General features: G+C 70.3%; 20 protein-coding genes. 13 read left to right on the top strand and 7 right to left on the bottom strand.

What is annotated here, in order from left to right:
* Positions 1–225: 225 nt before the first annotated feature.
* A complete protein-coding gene (locus tag AC1DYG_RS02770; protein WP_477638374.1) occupies positions 226–1,446 on the top strand; it encodes an FUSC family protein in 1,221 nt (406 codons plus the stop codon).
* Between the two features lie 13 nt (positions 1,447–1,459).
* Here the strand turns inward: AC1DYG_RS02770 and AC1DYG_RS02775 are convergent, their stop codons facing one another.
* From AC1DYG_RS02775 to AC1DYG_RS02785, 3 genes are read right to left on the bottom strand one after another with little or no spacing between them, the layout of a single operon-like run.
* On the bottom strand, positions 1,460–1,984 hold the full coding sequence (locus tag AC1DYG_RS02775) for a GNAT family N-acetyltransferase (RefSeq protein WP_477638375.1): 525 nt from the start codon (positions 1,982–1,984) through the stop codon (positions 1,460–1,462).
* A gap of 10 nt (positions 1,985–1,994) precedes the next feature.
* On the bottom strand, positions 1,995–4,247 hold the full coding sequence (katG, locus tag AC1DYG_RS02780; protein ID WP_477638376.1) for a catalase/peroxidase HPI: 2,253 nt from the start codon (positions 4,245–4,247) through the stop codon (positions 1,995–1,997).
* A 45-nt stretch (positions 4,248–4,292) separates the two neighbouring features.
* Positions 4,293–4,703 carry a Fur family transcriptional regulator gene (locus AC1DYG_RS02785; RefSeq protein WP_477638494.1) on the bottom strand — a complete coding sequence of 137 codons (411 nt, stop codon included), beginning with the start codon at positions 4,701–4,703 and terminating at the stop codon, positions 4,293–4,295.
* A gap of 212 nt (positions 4,704–4,915) precedes the next feature.
* Between AC1DYG_RS02785 and thrS the strand changes: the two genes are divergently transcribed.
* Complete coding sequence (gene thrS, locus AC1DYG_RS02790) at positions 4,916–6,901, top strand: threonine--tRNA ligase (RefSeq protein WP_477638377.1); 1,986 nt, start codon at positions 4,916–4,918, stop codon at positions 6,899–6,901.
* Positions 6,902–6,907: 6 nt separating this feature from the next.
* Positions 6,908–7,477 (top strand): HIT family protein, encoded by a 570-nt coding sequence (locus AC1DYG_RS02795; RefSeq protein ID WP_477638378.1) that lies wholly within the window; start codon positions 6,908–6,910, stop codon positions 7,475–7,477.
* Here the strand turns inward: AC1DYG_RS02795 and AC1DYG_RS02800 are convergent.
* Together AC1DYG_RS02800 and AC1DYG_RS02805 are read right to left on the bottom strand one after the other, a co-directional pair.
* Positions 7,374–8,309: a hypothetical protein gene (locus AC1DYG_RS02800; protein ID WP_477638379.1), complete on the bottom strand. Its 936-nt coding sequence runs from the start codon at positions 8,307–8,309 to the stop codon at positions 7,374–7,376. The two genes, AC1DYG_RS02795 and AC1DYG_RS02800, sit on opposite strands and share 104 nt — an antisense overlap.
* The gene (locus tag AC1DYG_RS02805) at positions 8,306–8,794 is read right to left on the bottom strand and encodes a hypothetical protein (protein WP_477638380.1); all 489 of its coding nucleotides are present in this window, start codon (positions 8,792–8,794) and stop codon (positions 8,306–8,308) included. The genes AC1DYG_RS02800 and AC1DYG_RS02805 overlap by 4 nt, the downstream gene beginning before the upstream one ends.
* Before the next feature lie 47 nt (positions 8,795–8,841).
* Between AC1DYG_RS02805 and AC1DYG_RS02810 the strand changes: the two genes are divergently transcribed.
* The 6 genes from AC1DYG_RS02810 (at position 8,842) to pdxS (ending at position 13,787) form a co-directional block, all read left to right on the top strand.
* On the top strand, positions 8,842–9,276 hold the full coding sequence (locus AC1DYG_RS02810) for a thiol-disulfide oxidoreductase DCC family protein (RefSeq protein ID WP_477638381.1): 435 nt from the start codon (positions 8,842–8,844) through the stop codon (positions 9,274–9,276).
* Between the two features lie 12 nt (positions 9,277–9,288).
* The gene (gene pgsA, locus AC1DYG_RS02815; protein WP_477638382.1) at positions 9,289–9,903 is read left to right on the top strand and encodes a phosphatidylinositol phosphate synthase; all 615 of its coding nucleotides are present in this window, start codon (positions 9,289–9,291) and stop codon (positions 9,901–9,903) included.
* A 13-nt stretch (positions 9,904–9,916) separates the two neighbouring features.
* Positions 9,917–10,879 carry a phosphatidylinositol mannoside acyltransferase gene (locus tag AC1DYG_RS02820; RefSeq protein WP_477638383.1) on the top strand — a complete coding sequence of 321 codons (963 nt, stop codon included), beginning with the start codon at positions 9,917–9,919 and terminating at the stop codon, positions 10,877–10,879.
* Positions 10,876–12,063 carry a glycosyltransferase family 4 protein gene (locus AC1DYG_RS02825; protein ID WP_477638384.1) on the top strand — a complete coding sequence of 396 codons (1,188 nt, stop codon included), beginning with the start codon at positions 10,876–10,878 and terminating at the stop codon, positions 12,061–12,063. The genes AC1DYG_RS02820 and AC1DYG_RS02825 overlap by 4 nt, the downstream gene beginning before the upstream one ends.
* A complete protein-coding gene (locus AC1DYG_RS02830) occupies positions 12,063–12,650 on the top strand; it encodes a hypothetical protein (RefSeq protein ID WP_477638385.1) in 588 nt (195 codons plus the stop codon). Before AC1DYG_RS02825 ends, AC1DYG_RS02830 begins: the two co-directional genes overlap by 1 nt.
* A 213-nt stretch (positions 12,651–12,863) precedes the next feature.
* Positions 12,864–13,787, top strand: a complete 924-nt coding sequence (gene pdxS, locus AC1DYG_RS02835; RefSeq protein ID WP_477638386.1) for a pyridoxal 5'-phosphate synthase lyase subunit PdxS — start codon at positions 12,864–12,866, stop codon at positions 13,785–13,787.
* A 110-nt stretch (positions 13,788–13,897) separates the two neighbouring features.
* On the opposite strand, the gene kynU is transcribed toward pdxS, so the two are convergent.
* Together kynU and AC1DYG_RS02845 are read right to left on the bottom strand one after the other, a co-directional pair.
* On the bottom strand, positions 13,898–15,133 hold the full coding sequence (gene kynU / locus AC1DYG_RS02840; protein ID WP_477638387.1) for a kynureninase: 1,236 nt from the start codon (positions 15,131–15,133) through the stop codon (positions 13,898–13,900).
* A gap of 60 nt (positions 15,134–15,193) precedes the next feature.
* Entirely contained in the window at positions 15,194–15,721 is a 528-nt protein-coding gene (locus AC1DYG_RS02845) for a GNAT family N-acetyltransferase (RefSeq protein WP_477638388.1), read from the bottom strand.
* A gap of 67 nt (positions 15,722–15,788) precedes the next feature.
* Here AC1DYG_RS02845 and pdxT point away from each other — a divergent pair, with 67 nt between their 5' ends.
* The 4 genes from pdxT (at position 15,789) to ruvA (ending at position 18,388) form a co-directional block, all read left to right on the top strand.
* A complete protein-coding gene (gene pdxT / locus AC1DYG_RS02850; protein WP_477638389.1) occupies positions 15,789–16,397 on the top strand; it encodes a pyridoxal 5'-phosphate synthase glutaminase subunit PdxT in 609 nt (202 codons plus the stop codon).
* The gene (locus tag AC1DYG_RS02855) at positions 16,394–17,155 is read left to right on the top strand and encodes a YebC/PmpR family DNA-binding transcriptional regulator (protein ID WP_477638390.1); all 762 of its coding nucleotides are present in this window, start codon (positions 16,394–16,396) and stop codon (positions 17,153–17,155) included. Before pdxT ends, AC1DYG_RS02855 begins: the two co-directional genes overlap by 4 nt.
* Positions 17,156–17,237: 82 nt before the next feature.
* Entirely contained in the window at positions 17,238–17,789 is a 552-nt protein-coding gene (gene ruvC / locus AC1DYG_RS02860) for a crossover junction endodeoxyribonuclease RuvC (protein ID WP_477638391.1), read from the top strand.
* A complete protein-coding gene (ruvA, locus tag AC1DYG_RS02865) occupies positions 17,786–18,388 on the top strand; it encodes a Holliday junction branch migration protein RuvA (RefSeq protein ID WP_477638392.1) in 603 nt (200 codons plus the stop codon). Before ruvC ends, ruvA begins: the two co-directional genes overlap by 4 nt.
* The last annotated feature ends 2 nt before the right edge of the window (positions 18,389–18,390 follow it).

Here is an 18,390-nt window from a genome sequence, read left to right on the forward strand (position 1 = left end):
CCCCTGGCAGCTGCCCCACCTGATCCTCGTCGCGGCGGACTCGCCCGGCCCCGCGCACGAGGTCAGGCTCAGGGCAACCACCGCCACCGCGGCCCAGGCGCATCGCCGCACCGGCCCAGTACAGCAGTGCGCGGCAGGCCTCCGCGATGGCCTGCCCGGGCCATTTCTGGGCGGGCAGGTCAGGCGGGGGAGAGCGGCGTTGACGACGCCCCTAGGGTCGGTGAGATGGAGACCTCTGCAGACCGGCGGCCGCCAGCGTCGTGGCTGCACTCGGTCCGCGAGGACGCAGCCGGGTGGGTCCGAGCGGCTCACGAGGCCGTGCGGCACGCAGGCCCCGAGCGCGACGCGGCCCTGCTGATGGGCAAGGCCGCTCTGGCGACGGTGCTCGCGTGGCAGTTCGCGGTGCGAGTGCTCCACAGCCCGGCGCCGTTCTACGCGCCCATGGCTGCGCTGCTCGTCGTCGACCGCACCATGGTGCGGTCGCTGTGGGCAAGTGGTCAGCGAGTCCTGGCGGTCGTCGTGGGGATGAGCACCGCCTGGCTCGTGGGATCGCTGGTCGGGGTGCACTGGTGGACGATGTTGCCGGTCCTCTACCTGGGCCTGCTCATCGCGCGATGGCGTCGTCTCGGGGACCACGGCATCCAGGTCCCGACCATGGTGCTGTTGTCCCTGCTGACCGTCGGCGGCACGGATGCAGAGTTCACCTACCTCACCATCGTCGAGACGCTGGCGGGTGGCGTCATCGGCGTGCTCACCAACGCGATCGTCCTGGCTCCCTTGCACATCCAGCAACCGCGGGACCAGATCCGTGCCCTCACTGGACGAGTGTGCCAGCTGCTCAACGACATCGCCGCAGGGATGCGCGACGGTTGGGACAGCGATGCGGCCCATCGGTGGTACGACACGAGCACGGACATCATCCAGCTCGCCCCCACCATCCAGACCGAGATCGAGACCGGGCGGGAGAGCACCAGGTTCAACCCCCGGGACAACCTGCGCCGGGTCGAGGTCGACTGGGCGGGCTACTCCCACACCGTCGAGGCGATCCGGCGCAGTCAGTGGCAGGTGTCCGGGATCGCCCGCACGTTGGTCGACGCCGCCGACGAGGAGGAGAGCCAGCCGGCACCCACGCAGAGGTTCCTCGAGAGCTACGCCGAGGCCCTCGACGAGATCGCCGGCGCGATCGGCCACTTCGGACTTCCCGACGACGCCGAGCAGGAGGCCGTCGCCACCTACCTGCGCTCGGCGGAGGAGATCCTCGCCCGACTGGGCCACGAGGTCCGGACGACCGACCTCGAGAATCCCCACGCGTGGCCGGCGTACGGCGCCATGCTGCTCGACGCGCAGCGGCTGATCCGCGAGCTCGAGGTGCGAAGTCACCAGGCCGTGATGCCGACCGACAGCGGTCCGATCCGCAAGCCTGCGCGCCGCATCGTCGGGATCTGACTCAGGCGCTGACTCAGGCGCCCGAGTCCAGTCGCTTGGCGAAGTATCGGGCCAGGTCGGAGTCGGCGTAGTGCCCGAACCGCACGGTCGGCCGGTAACCGCTGGCCTCGTAGAGCGCGATGGCGCCGGGCTGCATGGTGCCGGTCTCGAGGACGAGCACGCCTGCCCCCGCCCGGCGGGCGGTGTCCTCGAGGAAGGCGAGCACCTGGCGAGCGAAGCCTCGACGACGACCCGACGGGGCGACATACATCCGCTTGATCTCCGCCACGTCCGCACCGTCGAACACCGTGGACAGGTCGGGCCGCCGTCGCCAGCCACCCATCGCGACGCTGCTTCCCTCCAGCGTGCCGAGAGCGAACAGCCCGCTCGGGGGTTCGAACTCGGTGGGGTCCACCGGGGAGTCGTCAGGCCCGCCGTAGATGACGACGTAGTGGGCCTGCACCTCGTCGACGAGTCGCTGGACACGCGGGTCCGCGAACGGCACGGGGCCGACCAGCAGCGCCTCGGAACCTGCCGGTGGCTGAGGCGCTGCTGGCACGGTCAAGTCCTCAGCGGACGTCGAACCGGTCGAGGTCCATGACCTTGGCCCAGGCCGCCACGAAGTCCCGCACGAAGCGGTCCTTGGCGTCGTCGCTGGCGTAGACCTCGGCGAGGGCGCGCAGCTCGGAGTTGGAACCGAACACGAGGTCGGCCCTGGTCCCGGTCCAGCGGACCTGACCCGAGGCGTCGCGGGCCTCGAAGGTCGAGGCATCCTCGGACGTCGAGGTCCACTGCGTCCCGAGGTCCAGCAGGTTGACGAAGAAGTCGTTCGTCAGAGTGCCGGGGACGTCGGTCAGGACGCCGTGCCGCGAGCCGTCGTAGTTCGCTCCGAGGACCCGCAGTCCACCGACGAGGACGGTCATCTCCGGGGCGCTCAGGGTGAGCAGGTTGGCGCGGTCGACGAGCTGGTACTCGGCACCGAGTCGGGTGCCTTTGCCCGCGTAGTTGCGGAAGCCGTCGGCCCGCGGCTCGAGGTAGGCGAACGACTCGACGTCGGTCTGCTCCTGGGTCGCATCGACGCGGCCCGGCGTGAAGGGCACCTCGACCGGGTGGCCGGCCGCCCGGGCAGCGTGCTCGACGCCGACGCCGCCCGCGAGGACGATGAGGTCGGCGAGCGAGACCTGGCGCCCGTTACGCGAGTTGAACGACTCCTGGATGCCTTCGAGGGTGCGCAGGACGGTTGCGAGCTCGGCGGGGTTGTTGACCTCCCAGCCGTTCTGCGGGGCGAGCCGGATCCGCGCGCCGTTGGCGCCACCGCGCTTGTCACTGCCACGGAAGGACGACGCAGCGGCCCACGCCGTGGACACCAGCTGGGTCACCGTGAGGCCGGCGCCGGCGACGAGTCCCTTCAGCTCGGTGACGTCGTCAGCCGTGACGACGTCCCCGGTGGGGGCCGGGAGCGGGTCCTGCCACAGCAGCTCCTCGGTGGGCACCTCGGGGCCGAGGTAGCGCGCGAGCGGTCCCATGTCGCGGTGTGTCAGCTTGAACCACGCACGCGCGAACGCGTCGGCGAACTCCTGCGGGTTCTCGAGGAAGCGGCGCGAGATCTTCTCGTAGACAGGGTCGAGGCGCAGCGCGAGGTCGGTGGTGAGCATGTTGGGCGCGATGCGCCTGGACGCGTCGTGGGCATGGGGCGTCGTGCCCTCGCCGGCGCCGTCCTTGGGCTTCCACTGGTTGGCGCCCGCGGGACTCTTGGTCAGCTCCCACTCGAAACCGAACAGGTTCTCGAAGAAGTTGTTGTCCCACTGCGTCGGGGTCATCGTCCAGGTGACCTCGATGCCACTGGTGATCGCGTCGGGGCCTGCGCCGGTGCCAAAGCTGTTCTTCCAGCCCAGGCCCATCTGCTCGAGTCCGGCACCCTCCGGCTCGTCGGACACGTGCGCGTCAGGGTCGGCCGCACCGTGGGTCTTGCCGAACGTGTGGCCACCGGCGATGAGGGCGACGGTCTCCTCGTCGTTCATCGCCATCCGCTTGAACGTCTCGCGGATGTCCCGGGCGGAGGCGAGCGGGTCGGGGTCTGCGTTGGGGCCCTCGGGGTTGACGTAGATCAGCCCCATCTGGACGGCGGCGAGGGGGCTCTCCAGCTCGCGGTCACCGGTGTAGCGCTCGTCGCCGAGCCACTCGGTCTCCGGACCCCAGTAGACGTCCTCGTCGGGCTCCCAGACGTCGGGCCGACCACCGGCGTAGCCGAACGTGGTGAAGCCCATCGACTCCAGGCTGACGTTGCCGGCGAGCACCATGAGGTCGGCCCACGAGAGGTTGCGGCCGTACTTCTTCTTGACCGGCCACAGCAGTCGGCGGGCCTTGTCGAGGTTGGCATTGTCCGGCCAGCTGTTGAGCGGGGCGAACCGCTGCTGACCCGCACCGGCTCCGCCACGGCCGTCCTGCACACGGTAGGTGCCCGCGCTGTGCCAGGCCATCCGGATCATGAGGGGGCCGTAGTGGCCGAAGTCGGCCGGCCACCATTCCTGGGACGTGGTGAGGAGCTCGGCGATGTCACGCTTGACCTCGGCGAGGTCGAGGGAGCCGAACGCCTCGGCGTAGTCGAAGTCGTCGCCGTAGGGGTTCGCGACGGCGGGGTTCTTGGCCAGGATCTTGAGGTTGAGGCGCTCTGGCCACCAGCCGCGGGTGCCGCCGCCCTGGACGGGCTCAGGGGCCCGTCCGTGCGCGACGGGACACTGCTGCTCGCTCTCGTTCATCTCGGCGAGCTGGGTCTCGTGGTCCCCGGTGTGGGTTTCGCCGTGGGTTTCGTTGTCGGACATGACTTCCTTCCGGACGTGGTGTCGAGGGTTCGGGCGGTTTGGTGGTCAGATGTCTCGGGTGCTCGGGCTGGAACACGCGGCGCACAGGCCGCGGTAGACGACCTCGGCCTCGTCGATGGTGAAGCCGTGGTCGTCCGAGGGGGCAAGGCACGGGGCGGCGCCGACGGCGCAGTCGACGTCGGCGATGGCGCCGCAGGACCGGCACACGACGTGGTGGTGGTTGTCGCCCACGCGGGACTCGTACCTCGCCACCGAGCCCGGCGGCTGGATGCGGCGCACGAGGCCGGAGCGGGTCAGGGCGTGCAGGCAGTCGTAGACCGCCTGGTGGGAGACGTCCGGCACGTCTCGTCGCGCGGCGGCGATGAGCGAGTCGGTGTCCGAGTGGGGGTGCGCATGGACAGCGCCGAGGACCGCGATCCGGGGCCGCGTGACCCGCAGGCCCACGTCCCGCAGCATCTGCGGGAGGTCGCCTGCGTGGACGACGGACGGGAAGGTCACGTCCCGCAGTCTGGTCCCTCTTCTGGAACGAGTCAAGAATTCAGGACGGGTGTCCCGGCCCCCGAGAACAACTCCCGCGCGGGTGCCCGCGCCCGGCCGATAGCATCGGTATGCCGCGTGCGGACGTCCGCACGCGGCATACCCAGTCATCCACCCCAGGAGTGAGCACCGTGTCTGCCGAGATCACCGTCACCGTCGCCGGAAGCGAGCGATCGGTGCCGGAGCAGACGACGGCCGCCGAGCTCTTCGAGGGTGACCGCGCGGTCCTCGTGGCCCGCGTCAACGGTGAGCTGCGCGACCTCGCCCACGTCCTCGCCGACGGCGACGCCGTCGAGCCCGTGACCGCGCAGGAGCAGGACGGGCTGGACGTGCTGCGGCACAGCGCCGCCCACGTCCTGGCCCAGGCCGTCCAGGAGGTCAACCCCAAGGCCAGGCTCGGCATCGGGCCACCGGTGCGTGACGGGTTCTACTACGACTTCGACGTGGCCGAGCCGTTCCAGCCCGACGACCTCAAGGCCCTCGAGAAGGTCATGCAGCGCATCGTCAACGAGGGCCAGACCTTCGTGCGCCGCGAGATCAGCGACGCCGACGCCGCCGTCGAGCTGGCCGACGAGCCCTACAAGGTCGAGCTGATCGGTCTCAAGGGTGGCGCGGCCGGCGAGCAGGCCGAGGGCGCGGACGTCGAGGTGGGCGGCGCCCAGCTGACCATCTACGACAACGTCAAGCGTGACGGTTCACGTGCGTGGGGCGACCTGTGTCGCGGGCCGCACGTGCCCTCGACCAAGGTGCTCGGCAACGCCTTCAAGCTGATGCGCAGCGGTGGCGCGTACTGGCGCGGGAGCGAGAAGAACCCCCAGCTGCAGCGCGTCTACGGCACCGCATGGCCCACCAAGGACGAGCTCAAGGCCTACCTCGACCGGCTCGCCGAGGCCGAGCGTCGGGACCACCGCAAGATCGGGGCCGAGCAGGACCTGTTCAGCTTCCCCGACGAGCTCGGGTCGGGCCTGGCCGTCTTCCACCCCAAGGGCGGGGTGATCAAGCGGGAGATGGAGGACTACGTCCGCCGCCGGCACATCGAGGAGGGTTTCCAGTACGTCGGCACCCCCCACATCAGCAAGGACGGGCTGTTCCACACCTCGGGGCACCTGCCCTACTACGCGGACACCATGTTCCCGCCGATGGAGTTCGAGGGCACCGAGTACCGCCTCAAGGCGATGAACTGCCCGATGCACAACCTCATCTTCCGCTCGCGGGGTCGCTCCTACCGCGAGCTGCCGTTGCGGCTGTTCGAGTTCGGGTCGGTCTACCGGTTCGAGAAGTCCGGCGTGGTGCACGGCCTGACTCGTGTGCGTGGCATGACCCAGGACGACTCGCACTCCTACGTCACCGCCGAGCAGGCGCCGGGCGAGATCAAGCACCTGCTGAACTTCGTGCTGTCGCTGCTGCGCGACTTCGGCATGGACGACTACTACCTCGAGCTGTCCACCCGCGAGACCGAGGGCGACAAGGCCGCCAAGTTCATCGGCTCCGACGACCAGTGGGAGCACGCGACCGACGTGCTGCGTGACGTCGCCACCGAGTCCGGCCTCGAGCTCGTCCTCGACCCGGGTGGCGCGGCCTACTACGGTCCGAAGATCTCCGTGCAGGCCCGCGACGCGATCGGCCGCACCTGGCAGATGTCCACCATCCAGTACGACTTCAACCAGCCGGAGCGGTTCGGGCTGGAGTACCAGGCGGCCGACGGCTCGCGACAGCAACCGGTGATGATCCACTCGGCGAAGTTCGGTTCCATCGAGCGGTTCCTCGGGGTGCTCGTCGAGCACTACGCCGGTGCGTTCCCGCCCTGGCTCTCGCCCGTGCAGGTGCTCGGGGTGCCGGTGGCCGAGGAGTTCTCCGCCTACCTACACGACGTGGCGGACCAGCTGCGGCGCAAGGGGATCCGCGTCGAGATCGACGACACCGACGACCGGTTCCCCAAGAAGATCCGCAACGCGTCGAAGTCCAAGGTCCCGTTCGTCCTGATCGCTGGCGACGAGGACCGCAGTGCCGGGGCCGTGTCGTTCCGCTACCGCAACGGCGACCAGAAGAACGGCGTGCCCATCGAGGACGCGATCGCCGAGATCGTCGCCGCGGTCGAGGCACGCGTCCAGGTCTGACCGACGATGACCGACGACCTCGAGCCGGACACCGACTTCGCCGCAGTGCAGGACGGCTTCCAGCGACTCTGGACGCCGCACCGCCTCGCCTACGTCACGGGGGAGCGGCCGAGCGAGGACGCGGGTGACGGCTGCCCGTTCTGTGCCGCCCCGGCCAAGGACGACCAGGCGGGGCTCATCGTGCACCGGGGTCAGACCTGCTACGTCGTCATGAACCTGTTCCCCTACAACCCCGGTCACGTGCTCGTGTGTCCCTACCGCCACGCCTCGCTCTACGTCGACCTGACGGACGAGGAGACCAGCGAATTCGCGCTGCTGACCAAGCAGGTCATCGCAGCGATCGACACGGCCTCAGGCCCGCACGGCTACAACATCGGCATGAACCAGGGCGCGGTCGCGGGAGCGGGCGTCCAGGCCCACCTGCACCAGCACATCGTGCCGAGGTGGGGCGGCGACTCGAACTTCCTGCCCGTCATCGGACAGACGAAGGCTCTTCCGATGCTGCTCGAGGACGTGCGCTCACGACTCGTCGCAGCGTGGCCGGGTGCGGCAGGCGCTCCAGCGGCAGGAAGCTGAGCAGGCACACCACGAGCGGCAGGAAGTGGATCTTCAGCATCACGTAGGTGCTGAGGTGGAACCCCGCCCAGAAGAGCAGCGCGGCATAGAGCGCTCTGCCCCGCAGCCACAACAGGATCGGTGAGCTGAACTCGGCCACGAGCACGATCCACTGCAGCGCGTGGGTGAGCGCCGGGTGCGACCCGACCCAGGGCCCGATGCCGTTCGGGCGCCGGGTCAGGGCCCAGATCAGGGTGGCGCCGTTGGCCCAGCCCCAGCCGCCGAAACGCATCTTCGCGCTGGCCGACAGGAAGTAGATCGACACGGCCCCGATCTGCACCATGCGGATCGCCCACCCGGCTGACTGGGACCTGACGTCGACGTCGCGCAGGCGTGCCCGCCCGACTGAGGGCAGCACGAACAGCGCAACGACGAGGGCGAAGTGGTCGTGGTCGACCTTGGAGTAGGCAAAGGCGTTGCTCACCCAGTCGAGCATCCCGACCGCGCAGACCCATCCCGCCAGCCGTGGCAACCGACCCGTGAACGCGACCGCGGAGCTCACCAGGATCATCGCCAGGAGCACCCTGACGTACGCGTGCGACGGCGCGGGCAGGTGCAGCAGTGACCGCACCTCCAGGCCGCGGTAGAGGCTCGACGGGACGTCGCCGTGGGGGATGGGGTCGGTCACGATCCACAGCACGTCGAGCCACACGAAGGCGTAGACCGCGAGCCGCAGCCAGGCGACCCGCGCGAGCGAGATCTCCGGCGCGAGAAAGCGTTCAATGACAGAGGTTTCGATGACAGAGGGTTCGGCGACAGAGGGTTCGACGACAGAGTGGTCACGGCGGCTCACGGCGCACCACCGGGTAGGCCGCTCGGCCGGGGGCGCAGCGGGTCGCGGACCTGCCACGTGGCCAGGGTGCGGATGGTGGCCGAGCCCGTGCCGATCTGGGTGCTCGTGTTGCGCAGGTAGAGGACCGCGTAGGCAGCCTCGCGCGGAAGCCTGCGCGCATGCAGCACGGCGATGTCCTGGAGGAGCTCGGGGCGCGCGATGATGCGGGGAGCCTGTCCTTCGATCTCGGCGCGCTCGATGCCGATCTTCTCCTTGGACAGCGGCACGCGCACGACCTCGCCGTCCACGGTGAGCGCGTCCAGCGTCAACGAGTTGATGACCCCGTCGTTCCGCACCGAGAACGCGTACTGGGACATGGGCGCGAAGGGCCACCAGCTGTCGTTGCCCACCCAGGTGCCCAGGCAGACCGTCGTCACGACGGCGGCGGTCACGGCCAACCGCCACAACACGGCATACGGGCCCAACCGCGGGGTCGGCCCCCTCATGCTCCCCTCACGCGGTCATGCTCCCATGCGGGTGACAGACTGGAGACATGGACATGGTGACAGGGAGCGAGCGTGGCCTGCTCATCTTCGACGGCGACTGCGGGTTCTGCACGACCAGCGCCCGGTTCGCCACGCGCTGGGTGGACCGCCGCGACCGCTACGACGTCCAGCCGTGGCAGCAGGTGGACCTCGGTCTCATCGGGCTCACCGAGCAGGCCTGCATCGAGGCGGCCCAGTTCGTGCGTCCGGACGGGACCGTCCTGGCCGCCCACCTCGCCATCGCCGAGGGCCTCAAGCAAGGAGCCCCGCTGTGGCGGCCGCTCGGCCACCTGCTCACGCTGCCGGGGATCAGCTGGCTGGCCGGTCGGGTCTACACGTGGGTGGCCGACCACCGCTACGCCCTCCCGGGCGGCACTCCCGCCTGCGCACCCACGCACGTGTCCGACAGCGGTGTTGCGGGGACGGCGGCCAGGTCTCAGTAGGCTGACCCCACCATGCTCAACAAGTACGCACGCGCCCTCTTCACGAAGATCTTCACCCCGGTCGCCCGGCTGTTCCTCAAGCTGGGCATCAGCCCGGACGTCGTGACGATCGTCGGCACGCTCGGCGTGTGTGTCGGCGCGCTGGCGTTCTATCCCCGGCACGAGTTCTTCTGGGGCACCATCGTCATCACGCTCTTCGTCTTCTCCGACACCGTCGACGGCGTGATGGCGCGGATGTCCGGGCGCTCTGGCAAGTGGGGCGCCTACCTCGACTCCACTCTCGACCGCGTCGGCGACTCGGCCATCTTCGGAGGCCTCGTGCTCTGGTACGCAGGCCGCGGCGACGACTTCCTGATGGCCGGGCTGGCGTTGGCCTGCCTCATCCTCGGCAGCGTGGTGTCCTATGCCAAGGCCCGGGCCGAGGGGCTGGGCTTCAGCGCGAACGTCGGGATCGCGGAGCGCGCCGACCGGCTGGTCGCCGTGCTGGTGGTGACCGGGCTGGTGGGTCTGGGGCTGCCCGAGGTCGTTCTCACCGTGGTGCTCGCCCTGCTTGCCGTCGCCAGCCTCGTCACGGTGTTCCAGCGCATGCTGCTCGTGCGTCGGCAGGCCCTGGTCGAAGCCTCCTGAGCGGCGACGCGACGTGACCGGCTTCGGCGACCTCCTCGCCGTCAGCGGCTACCGCCTCGGGTGGGGCACCGTGCGACGGCTGCCGGAGCGCACGGCATACACGGTCTTCGAGCAGATCGCCGACCTGACGGTGGCCCGCGGCGGCAAGGGCGTGCAACGCCTGCGCAGCAACTACGCGAGGGTGCGCCCCGAGCTCGACGAGGCCGCGCTGGACGCCCTCGTGCGGGCGGGGATGCGCTCGTACCTGCGGTACTACTGCGAGGCCTTCCGGCTGCCCGACCGCACTCCTGAGCAGATCGCGGCATCGGTGCGCGTCGAGGGTGACGGGCCCGTGCGGGCCGAGCTCGCTGCGGGCCGACCGGTCGTGTGCTTCCTGGGCCACCTCGGCAACTGGGACCTTGCCGGCGCCTGGGGCACCAAGGAGATCGGTCCCGTCGTCACCGTCGCCGAGAGGCTCAAGCCCGAGGAGGTGTATGCCGAGTTCCTCGCCTTCCGGGAGTCGCTCGGCATGACGATCCTGCCGTTGACCGGTGGTGGGGACGTCTTCGCACAGCTCCGTGGACACCTGACCCAGCCGGTGCTCATGCCGCTCCTGGCCGACCGCGACCTCACGGACCGGGGCGTCGAGGTGGACCTGGTGGGTCACCGCACGAAGATGGCCGCCGGTCCGGCCGCCCTGTCGCTGGCCACTGGTGCCGCGCTGCACCCCGTCTCGATCCACTACGAGCGGGTCGAGGGGTCGAGCTGGAAGCACCGCATCGTGATCACCTGGCACGACCGGGTCCAGGTGCCGCCGTCCGGCACGACCCGCACCAAGGCCGTGGCGATGACCCAGCAGTGTGCGGACGCGCTGGGCTCCACGATCGTGGAGCACACCGCCGACTGGCACATGCTGCAACGGGTCTTCCTGGACGACCTCGAACCGCCGGCCGAGCAGTCACTGCGACCCGGCCAGGCGCAGGGGAGCTGGCCGTGAGGATCGGCATCGTGTGTCCCTACTCCTTCGACGTGCCCGGGGGAGTGCAGTTCCACGTCCGCGACCTGGCCGAGCACCTCCTCGGTCAGGGGCACCACGCCTCGGTCCTCGCGCCGGCCGACGAGGACACCCCGCTGCCCGACTACGTCGAGTCCGTCGGCCGCGCCGTTCCGGTGCGCTACAACGGGTCGGTGGCCAGGCTGAACTTCGGACCGCTGACCGCCGCACGGGTCGGACGCTGGCTTGAGGCAGGCGACTTCGACGTCGTCCACATCCACGAGCCGGTGACGCCCAGCATCGCGCTGCTCGCGCTGTGGTCGGCGGAGGGCCCGGTGGTGGCCACGTTCCACACCTCCAACCTGCGGTCGCGAGCGATGCAGGCTGCCTACCCGCTGCTGCGCCCGAGCCTGGAGAAGATCAACGGGCGGATCGCCGTGTCGGAGGACGCGCGGCGCACCGTCACGACCCACCTGGGCGGCGACGCGGTCGTCATCCCGAACGGCGTCAACGTGTCGCGGTTCGCCGACGCCGTGCCCGCCACCCGGTGGACCGGCACCGAGTCCGCGCCGACCATCGCCTTCCTCGGGCGGATCGACGAGCCCCGCAAGGGCCTGCCCGTGCTGGCCGCCGCCATGCCGGCCGTCCTCGCGAAGCACCCCGGGACACGGGTCCTCGTCGCGGGACCGGGTGACGTGCAGGCCGCTCGCGAACGCCTCGATCCGGCCGTGGCCGCTGCCACCGACTTCCTGGGCCTGGTCAGCGACGAGGACAAGGCCGTGCTGCTGTCGTCGGTCGACCTCTATGTCGCTCCGCACACCGGGGGAGAGAGCTTCGGGATCGTGCTCGTCGAGGCGATGAGCGCCGGGGCGCCCGTCGTGGCGAGCAACCTGCCTGCCTTCGTCCGGGTCCTCGACGGGGGACAGGCCGGTGCAACGTTCACCAACGAGGACAGTGCAGACCTGGCTCGGCAGCTGCTGCGCCTGCTCGGCGACCCCGCGGAGCGCGAGCGGCTCGGCGAGGCGGGGCACCGCCGCGCCTGGGTCTTCGACTGGTCGGTCGTGGCCGAGGACGTCATGGCGGTCTACGACACGGTCACCCACGGCTCTGACGACGCGCGGTCGGACCCGGCCGCCGACACGCGGTGGACGCGGCTGCTGCGCGGTCGCAGGGGAGGGGAGGCCTGATGGACTCGTTGACGTGGGGCGTCGTGGTCGTCGCGGTGTTGCTCGGTGTCGCCTGGTACCTGTCCTACAGCGCAGCCCGGCTCGACCGGCTGCACACGCGCGCAGAGGGTGCGCTGTCCGCCCTCGACGCCCAGCTGGTCCGCCGGGCCGAGGCGACGTTGGAGCTGGCCAACTCGGGATCGATCGACCCGGCCAGTGCGCTGATGCTCGCGGGTGCCGCGTCCGGGTCGTTGGAGGCCCACAACGAGCGGGCCCTCGAGGAGGACCTGCTCGACGGCCAGAGCTTCGGCGCCAGAGAGGTGCTCGAGAGCGACCTGACCGAGGCCCTCCAGGCGGCGCTCACGGCAGATGTGGTGGCTGACCTCCGCGGTGGCCACGCCGACGCCCTCGGGGCGAGCAGCCTCCAGCGGGTCGAGGCAGCCGGCGTGCGAGTGCAGCTCGCCCGGCGTTTCCTGAACGACGCGGTGACCGACGTGCAGCGGGTCCGGCGCAAGTGGGTGGTGCGGTGGTTCCGCCTGGCCGGCCACGCCGACCTGCCCCGCACCGTCGAGTTCGACGACGAGCTGCCCCCCGCCGTTCGCGACTGACCCCTGCCCTTTCCCGACTTGTTGCCGCCTGGTGGTCACCAGACCGCCGAAACGGGGGTCTGGTGACGTGCAGGAAGCAACAAGTCGCAGGTCATCGCGGCCTCGTCGGGCGGGGGCTGAGGCGCGGTCGGGGGCCCGCGGCATACCAACTAACATTGGTGCTGAAGCGCGTTCCCTGCGCTGCGCCCTGAACAGATCTGGAGTAGGTCCGCCATGTCCGCCGAGAGCAACCCCGTCGACAACATAGCCACGCAGCCCACCACCGGCACGTCACGCGTCAAGCGCGGGATGGCCGAGATGCTCAAGGGCGGCGTCATCATGGACGTCGTCAACGTCGAGCAGGCCAAGATCGCCGAGGACGCCGGCGCCGTCGCCGTGATGGCCCTCGAGCGGGTCCCCGCCGACATCCGCGCCCAGGGTGGCGTGTCCCGCATGTCCGACCCCGACATGATCGACGGCATCATCGACGCCGTCTCGATCCCGGTCATGGCCAAGGCCCGCATCGGTCACTTCGTCGAGGCACAGGTGCTGCAGTCCCTCGGTGTCGACTACATCGACGAGTCCGAGGTGCTGACCCCGGCCGACTACGCCAACCACATCGACAAGTGGAACTTCACGGTCCCCTTCGTCTGCGGTGCGACCAACCTCGGCGAGGCCCTGCGTCGGATCACCGAGGGCGCGGCGATGATCCGCTCCAAGGGTGAGGCCGGCACCGGCGACGTCTCCAACGCCACCACCCACATGCGCCAGATCCGCCAGCAGATCCGCAAGCTCGCCAACCTCCCCGAGGACGAGCTGTTCGTCGCGGCCAAGGAGCTCCAGGCTCCCTACGACCTGGTCAAGGAGGTCGCCGAGCTCGGCAAGCTCCCCGTCGTGCTGTTCACCGCCGGTGGCATCGCGACCCCGGCCGACGCGGCGATGATGATGCAGCTCGGCGCCGAGGGTGTCTTCGTCGGCTCCGGCATCTTCAAGTCCGGCAACCCGGCGCAGCGCGCCGAGGCGATCGTCAAGGCCACCACCTTCTTCGACGACCCCGACGTGATCGCCAAGGTCTCCCGTGGCCTGGGTGAGGCCATGGTCGGCCTGAACGTCGACGAGATCCCCGAGCCGCACCGGCTCTCCGAGCGCGGTTGGTGACCCACCCCCTTTATCGGGTTTAGCAGGAAGGTTGACCTTCACCCGACTTCGCAAGTCGGGTGAAGGTCAACCTTGTCCCTAGACCCGATAAAGGTAGGGAAGTGGCGGGGTCAGGTGACCTGGCTGCGGGCGCGGAACTCCTCGCGCTCGAACTCGCGTCCCTCGAGGACCGCCGCCAGGTGCTCCGCCGCCGCGACCACGTCGGCGTGCGACAGGTAGAGCGGGCTGAACCCGAGCCGCACGATGTCGACCTCGCGGAAGTCGCCGATCACGCCGCGCGCGATGAGGGCCTGCACCACGGCATACGCCTCGGGGTGCCGCAGGCTCACCTGGGAGCCGCGCCGCGCGTCCTCGCGGGGCGTCGCGAGGGGGAGGTCGACGCCGAGGGCGTCGAGCGCGTCGATGAACAGGGCCGTCAGCGACAGCGACCGCGCCCGCACGTCCTCGATCGACAGGCCGTCGTATGCCGTGAGCGCACCTTCCAGCGTGAGCAGGCTGAGCAGCGGGGCGGTGCCGACCCGGGCCCGGGTGATCGTGGCCGCGGGGTCGTAGTCGGTCGACATGCCGAACGGGTTCGCGTGGCCCTGCCACCCCGCGAGGGGGTTGTCGAAGGCGGCCAGGTGCTCGGCCCTGACGTAGATGAAGGCCGGCGCCCCGGGGCCACCGCTGAGGTACTTGTAGCCGCACCCCACCGCCAGGTCGGCGCCACCCTCGTCGAGCCCGACAGGCATGGCTCCGGCCGAGTGGCACAGGTCCCAGCAGACCAGTGCGCCGACGTCGTGCGCGGCTCGGGTCAGTGCGGGCAGGTCCCACTGCTCACCGGTGCGGTAGTCGACCTGGGAGTAGGCGGCCAGGGCGAGCGACTCGCCCAGCTCGTCAATGCGCGCGGGAGCCTCGGGGGTCGGGACCAGCTCGAGGGTCAGACCGAGCAGGTCGCACGCCGAGCGGGCGATGTAGACGTCCGTCGGGAAGGAGTCAGGGTCGGTCAGCACGGTGCTGCGACCGGGGCGCATCCGTGACGCCGCGACGATGGTCTTGAAGAGGTTGACCGAGGTCGAGTCGGTGACGACGACCTGGCCGGGAGCGGCACCCACGAGTGAACCGATGCGGTCGCCGACGCGTTCGGGGGCACCCCACCAGTCGGAATCGTTCCACGCCCGGATGAGCTGCTCACCCCACTGCCTGGACACCACGTCAGCAGCCGTCTCTGCCGCGGCGACCGAGAGAGCGCCGAGGGAGTTGCCGTCGAGATAGATCACGCCCTCGGGAATGCGGAAGGCGCTGCGTCGGTCGGTGGCGGAGTGCTGCGCTTCGAGGTCGCGAGCGCGGGCGGCGAGGTCGGTCATGTCCGCAACCTATCGGGGCGGCGGCCGGCGACGTCAGGGCCCTGCGGCACCTTTCTCAGGTCAGCCGGGCAGCACCATGAACAGCACCGGCAGGTGGTCGTCGGGGAGCCACCAGGGACGGCCCTCGCCGACCACCTGCCACCCGGTGCGTCGGTACAGCTCGACTGCCGAGGCGGTCTCCTGCACGACGTCGAGGACGGGCGTGCGGCCGGACGCACGGATCGCAGCAACCGCCTTCGCCAGCAAGGCCTTGCCGACACCCTGGCCGGCCACCGTGTGGTCGACGAACAGGACCGCCACCGCCGCCAGCTCCTCCCGGGGTCGGCCGGTGCCAGCGATCCAGATGTCCGCCTCCAGGCCGGGCTCCACACGCGCGACTGCGACGTGCCCGACGACGCGCCCGTCGAGCTCGGCGGCCCACGCGGCGTCCTCGTCCGAGCGCGCGATGAAGTCCGCCACGGAGAAGGGCAACGGCCAGTTCTGGGGATAGCCGGAGTGCGGCCGTTGGGCGGCGAGCACGTCGGCCAGCACGGGGATGTCCTCCCGGGTGCGCTCCCGCACCACCACCTCATTGAGGGCGCCAGTCATGGCGCCACTGTAGGTCGCGGGCGGGCCGGGGCGGAGCGACCGTCCAGCCGGTCGTAGCATTCCGGGCGTGACCGACCAGCCCACCATTGGTGTCCTCGCCGTCCAGGGCGACGTGCGCGAGCACCTGTATGCCGTGCAGCAGGCGGGCGCGCGCGCCACCACCGTGCGTCGCACCAAGGAGCTGGACGCGGTCGATGCCCTCATCATCCCCGGTGGCGAGTCGACGACCATGGACAAGCTGGTCCGTGCCTTCGACCTGCGCGACCCACTGCGCGAGCGGCTGGGAGCCGGCATGCCGGCATACGGGTCCTGCGCGGGCATGATCATGCTCGCCGACCGCATCGCCGACGCCCGACCCGACCAACAGACGCTCGGCGGCCTCGACATCACGGTGCGTCGCAACGCCTTCGGCCGGCAGGTGGACTCCTTCGAGGAGGACCTGCACATCCGGGCCATCGGCGGTGCGCCGATGCGGGCCGTGTTCATCCGTGCGCCGTGGGTCGAAGAGGTGGGCGAGGGGGTCGAGGTGCTGGCCCGCGTCGAGGACGGACCCGCCGCAGGTAGGATCGTCGCCGTTCGTCAGGGGTCGCTGATGGCCACCTCCTTCCACCCGGAAGTGACCGGTGACCACCGGTTCCACCAGTTGTTCGTCGAGATCGTGAGAGGCAACGCATGAGCGGCCACAGCAAATGGGCAACCACGAAGCACAAGAAGGCTGCCATCGACGCGAAGCGGGGCAAGCTCTTCGCCAAGCTCATCAAGAACATCGAGGTCGCGGCGCGCACCGGTGGCGGTGACCCCACGGGCAACCCGACGCTCTACGACGCCATCCAGAAGGCCAAGAAGACCTCGGTCCCCAACAACAACATCGACAACGCGGTCAAGCGCGGGTCCGGTGCGACGGCCGGTGGCGCCGACTGGGAGACCATCACCTACGAGGGCTACGCGCCCGGTGGTGTCGCCGTCCTCATCGAGTGCCTGACCGACAACCGCAACCGGGCCGCTGCCGAGGTCCGCACCGCGCTGACCCGCAACGGTGGCCAGCTGGCCGACCCCGGTTCGGTGTCCTACGTCTTCGACCGCAAGGGTGTCGTCGTGGTCCCCAAGGGGGACAAGACCGAGGACGACATCCTCGAGATCGTCCTCGAGGCCGGCGCCGACGAGGTCAACGACCTCGGCGACGCATTCGAGATCATCTCCGAGGCGACCGACTTCGTCGCCGTCCGCAAGGCCGTCCAGGACGCCGGGATCGACTACGACTCGGCCGAGGCCTCGTGGGTGCCGAACCTGAAGGTGCCGCTGGACGCCGACGGCGCGCGCAGGATGATCCGCGTCATCGAGGCGCTCGAGGACTCCGACGACGTGCAGGACGTCTTTGCCAACGGCGACATCAGCGACGACGTGCTGGCCGAGATCGAGGACGACGACGAGTAGTGGCGTGTTGCTGCGCTCGCAGGTGCGGACCGGTGTGTAGCGTTCTACCGAACACCTGTTCGGACATGAGGGAGCTGCAGTCGTGCGCGTACTCGGGGTCGATCCCGGCCTGACCCGGTGTGGCGTCGGGGTGGTGGAGGGCGGTCGTGGTCGCCAGGTCCGTCTCGTCGCCGTCGGTGTGGTGCGTTCCCCGGCCACCGAGCCCACCGCCGAGCGGCTGCTCTACCTCCAGACCGAGCTCGACACCTGGCTCGACCGGTTCGAACCTGATGCGATCGCGGTGGAGCAGGTCTTCGCCGATGTCAACGTCGCCAGCGTCATGCACACCATGCAGGCCTCGGCGATCCCGCTGCTGGCCGCGGCTCGCAGGGGGCTTCCGGTCCAGCTGCACACGCCGACCTCGGTCAAGGCGGCGGTCACCGGCTCCGGCCGGGCCGACAAGGCCCAGGTGACAGCCATGGTGATGCGGATCCTGCGGATGGAGTCCGCGCCGAAGCCCGCCGATGCCGCGGACGCCCTCGCCATCGCGATCTGCCACCTGTGGCAGGGCGCAGCCGCCAACCGGCTCGAGGACGCCGCCCGCGCGGAACAGGCGCGCCTTCGCKCGGCCGGCCGMGCGGCGGTGGCCCGGTGATCTCCTCGGTCCGCGGACCGGTGCGGCACATCGGTCTGGACCGCGTGGTCGTCGAGGTCGGGGGAGTCGGCATGCTGCTGCACACGACCCCGGCCACCGCGTCCTCGCTGCACCTCGGTCAGGAGGCGCTGCTCGCGACCACGCTCGTCGTCCGCGAGGACTCACTGACCCTCTACGCCTTCACGTCCGACGACGAGCGTGACATCTTCGAACAGGTGCAGACCGTCTCCGGCGTCGGACCTCGGATCGCCCTCGCGATGCTCTCGGTCCTGGCCCCCGACCGGTTGCGGGCAGCGGTCAGCAGCGCCGACCTCGCGACGCTCACCAAGGTGCCCGGCATCGGCCGCAAGGGTGCCGAGCGCATCGTCCTCGAGCTGCGCGACAAGCTCGGTATGCCGTCCGGAGCGCCCGGTGCCGCGGCGGCTGGCCCGGCCGTGGGCGCCACCGCCTGGCGTGACCAGGTGGCCGAGGCGCTCGTGGGGCTCGGCTACTCCGCCAAGCAGGCCGACGACGCCGTGTCGCGGGCCGCCGAAGCAGCCCCGGCCGGGGCTGACGTCTCCGCGATGCTCCGTGCGGCCCTGCGAGAGCTGGGGCGATAGGA

It is taken from the genome of Pedococcus sp. P1_H8 (genome assembly GCF_056405175.1).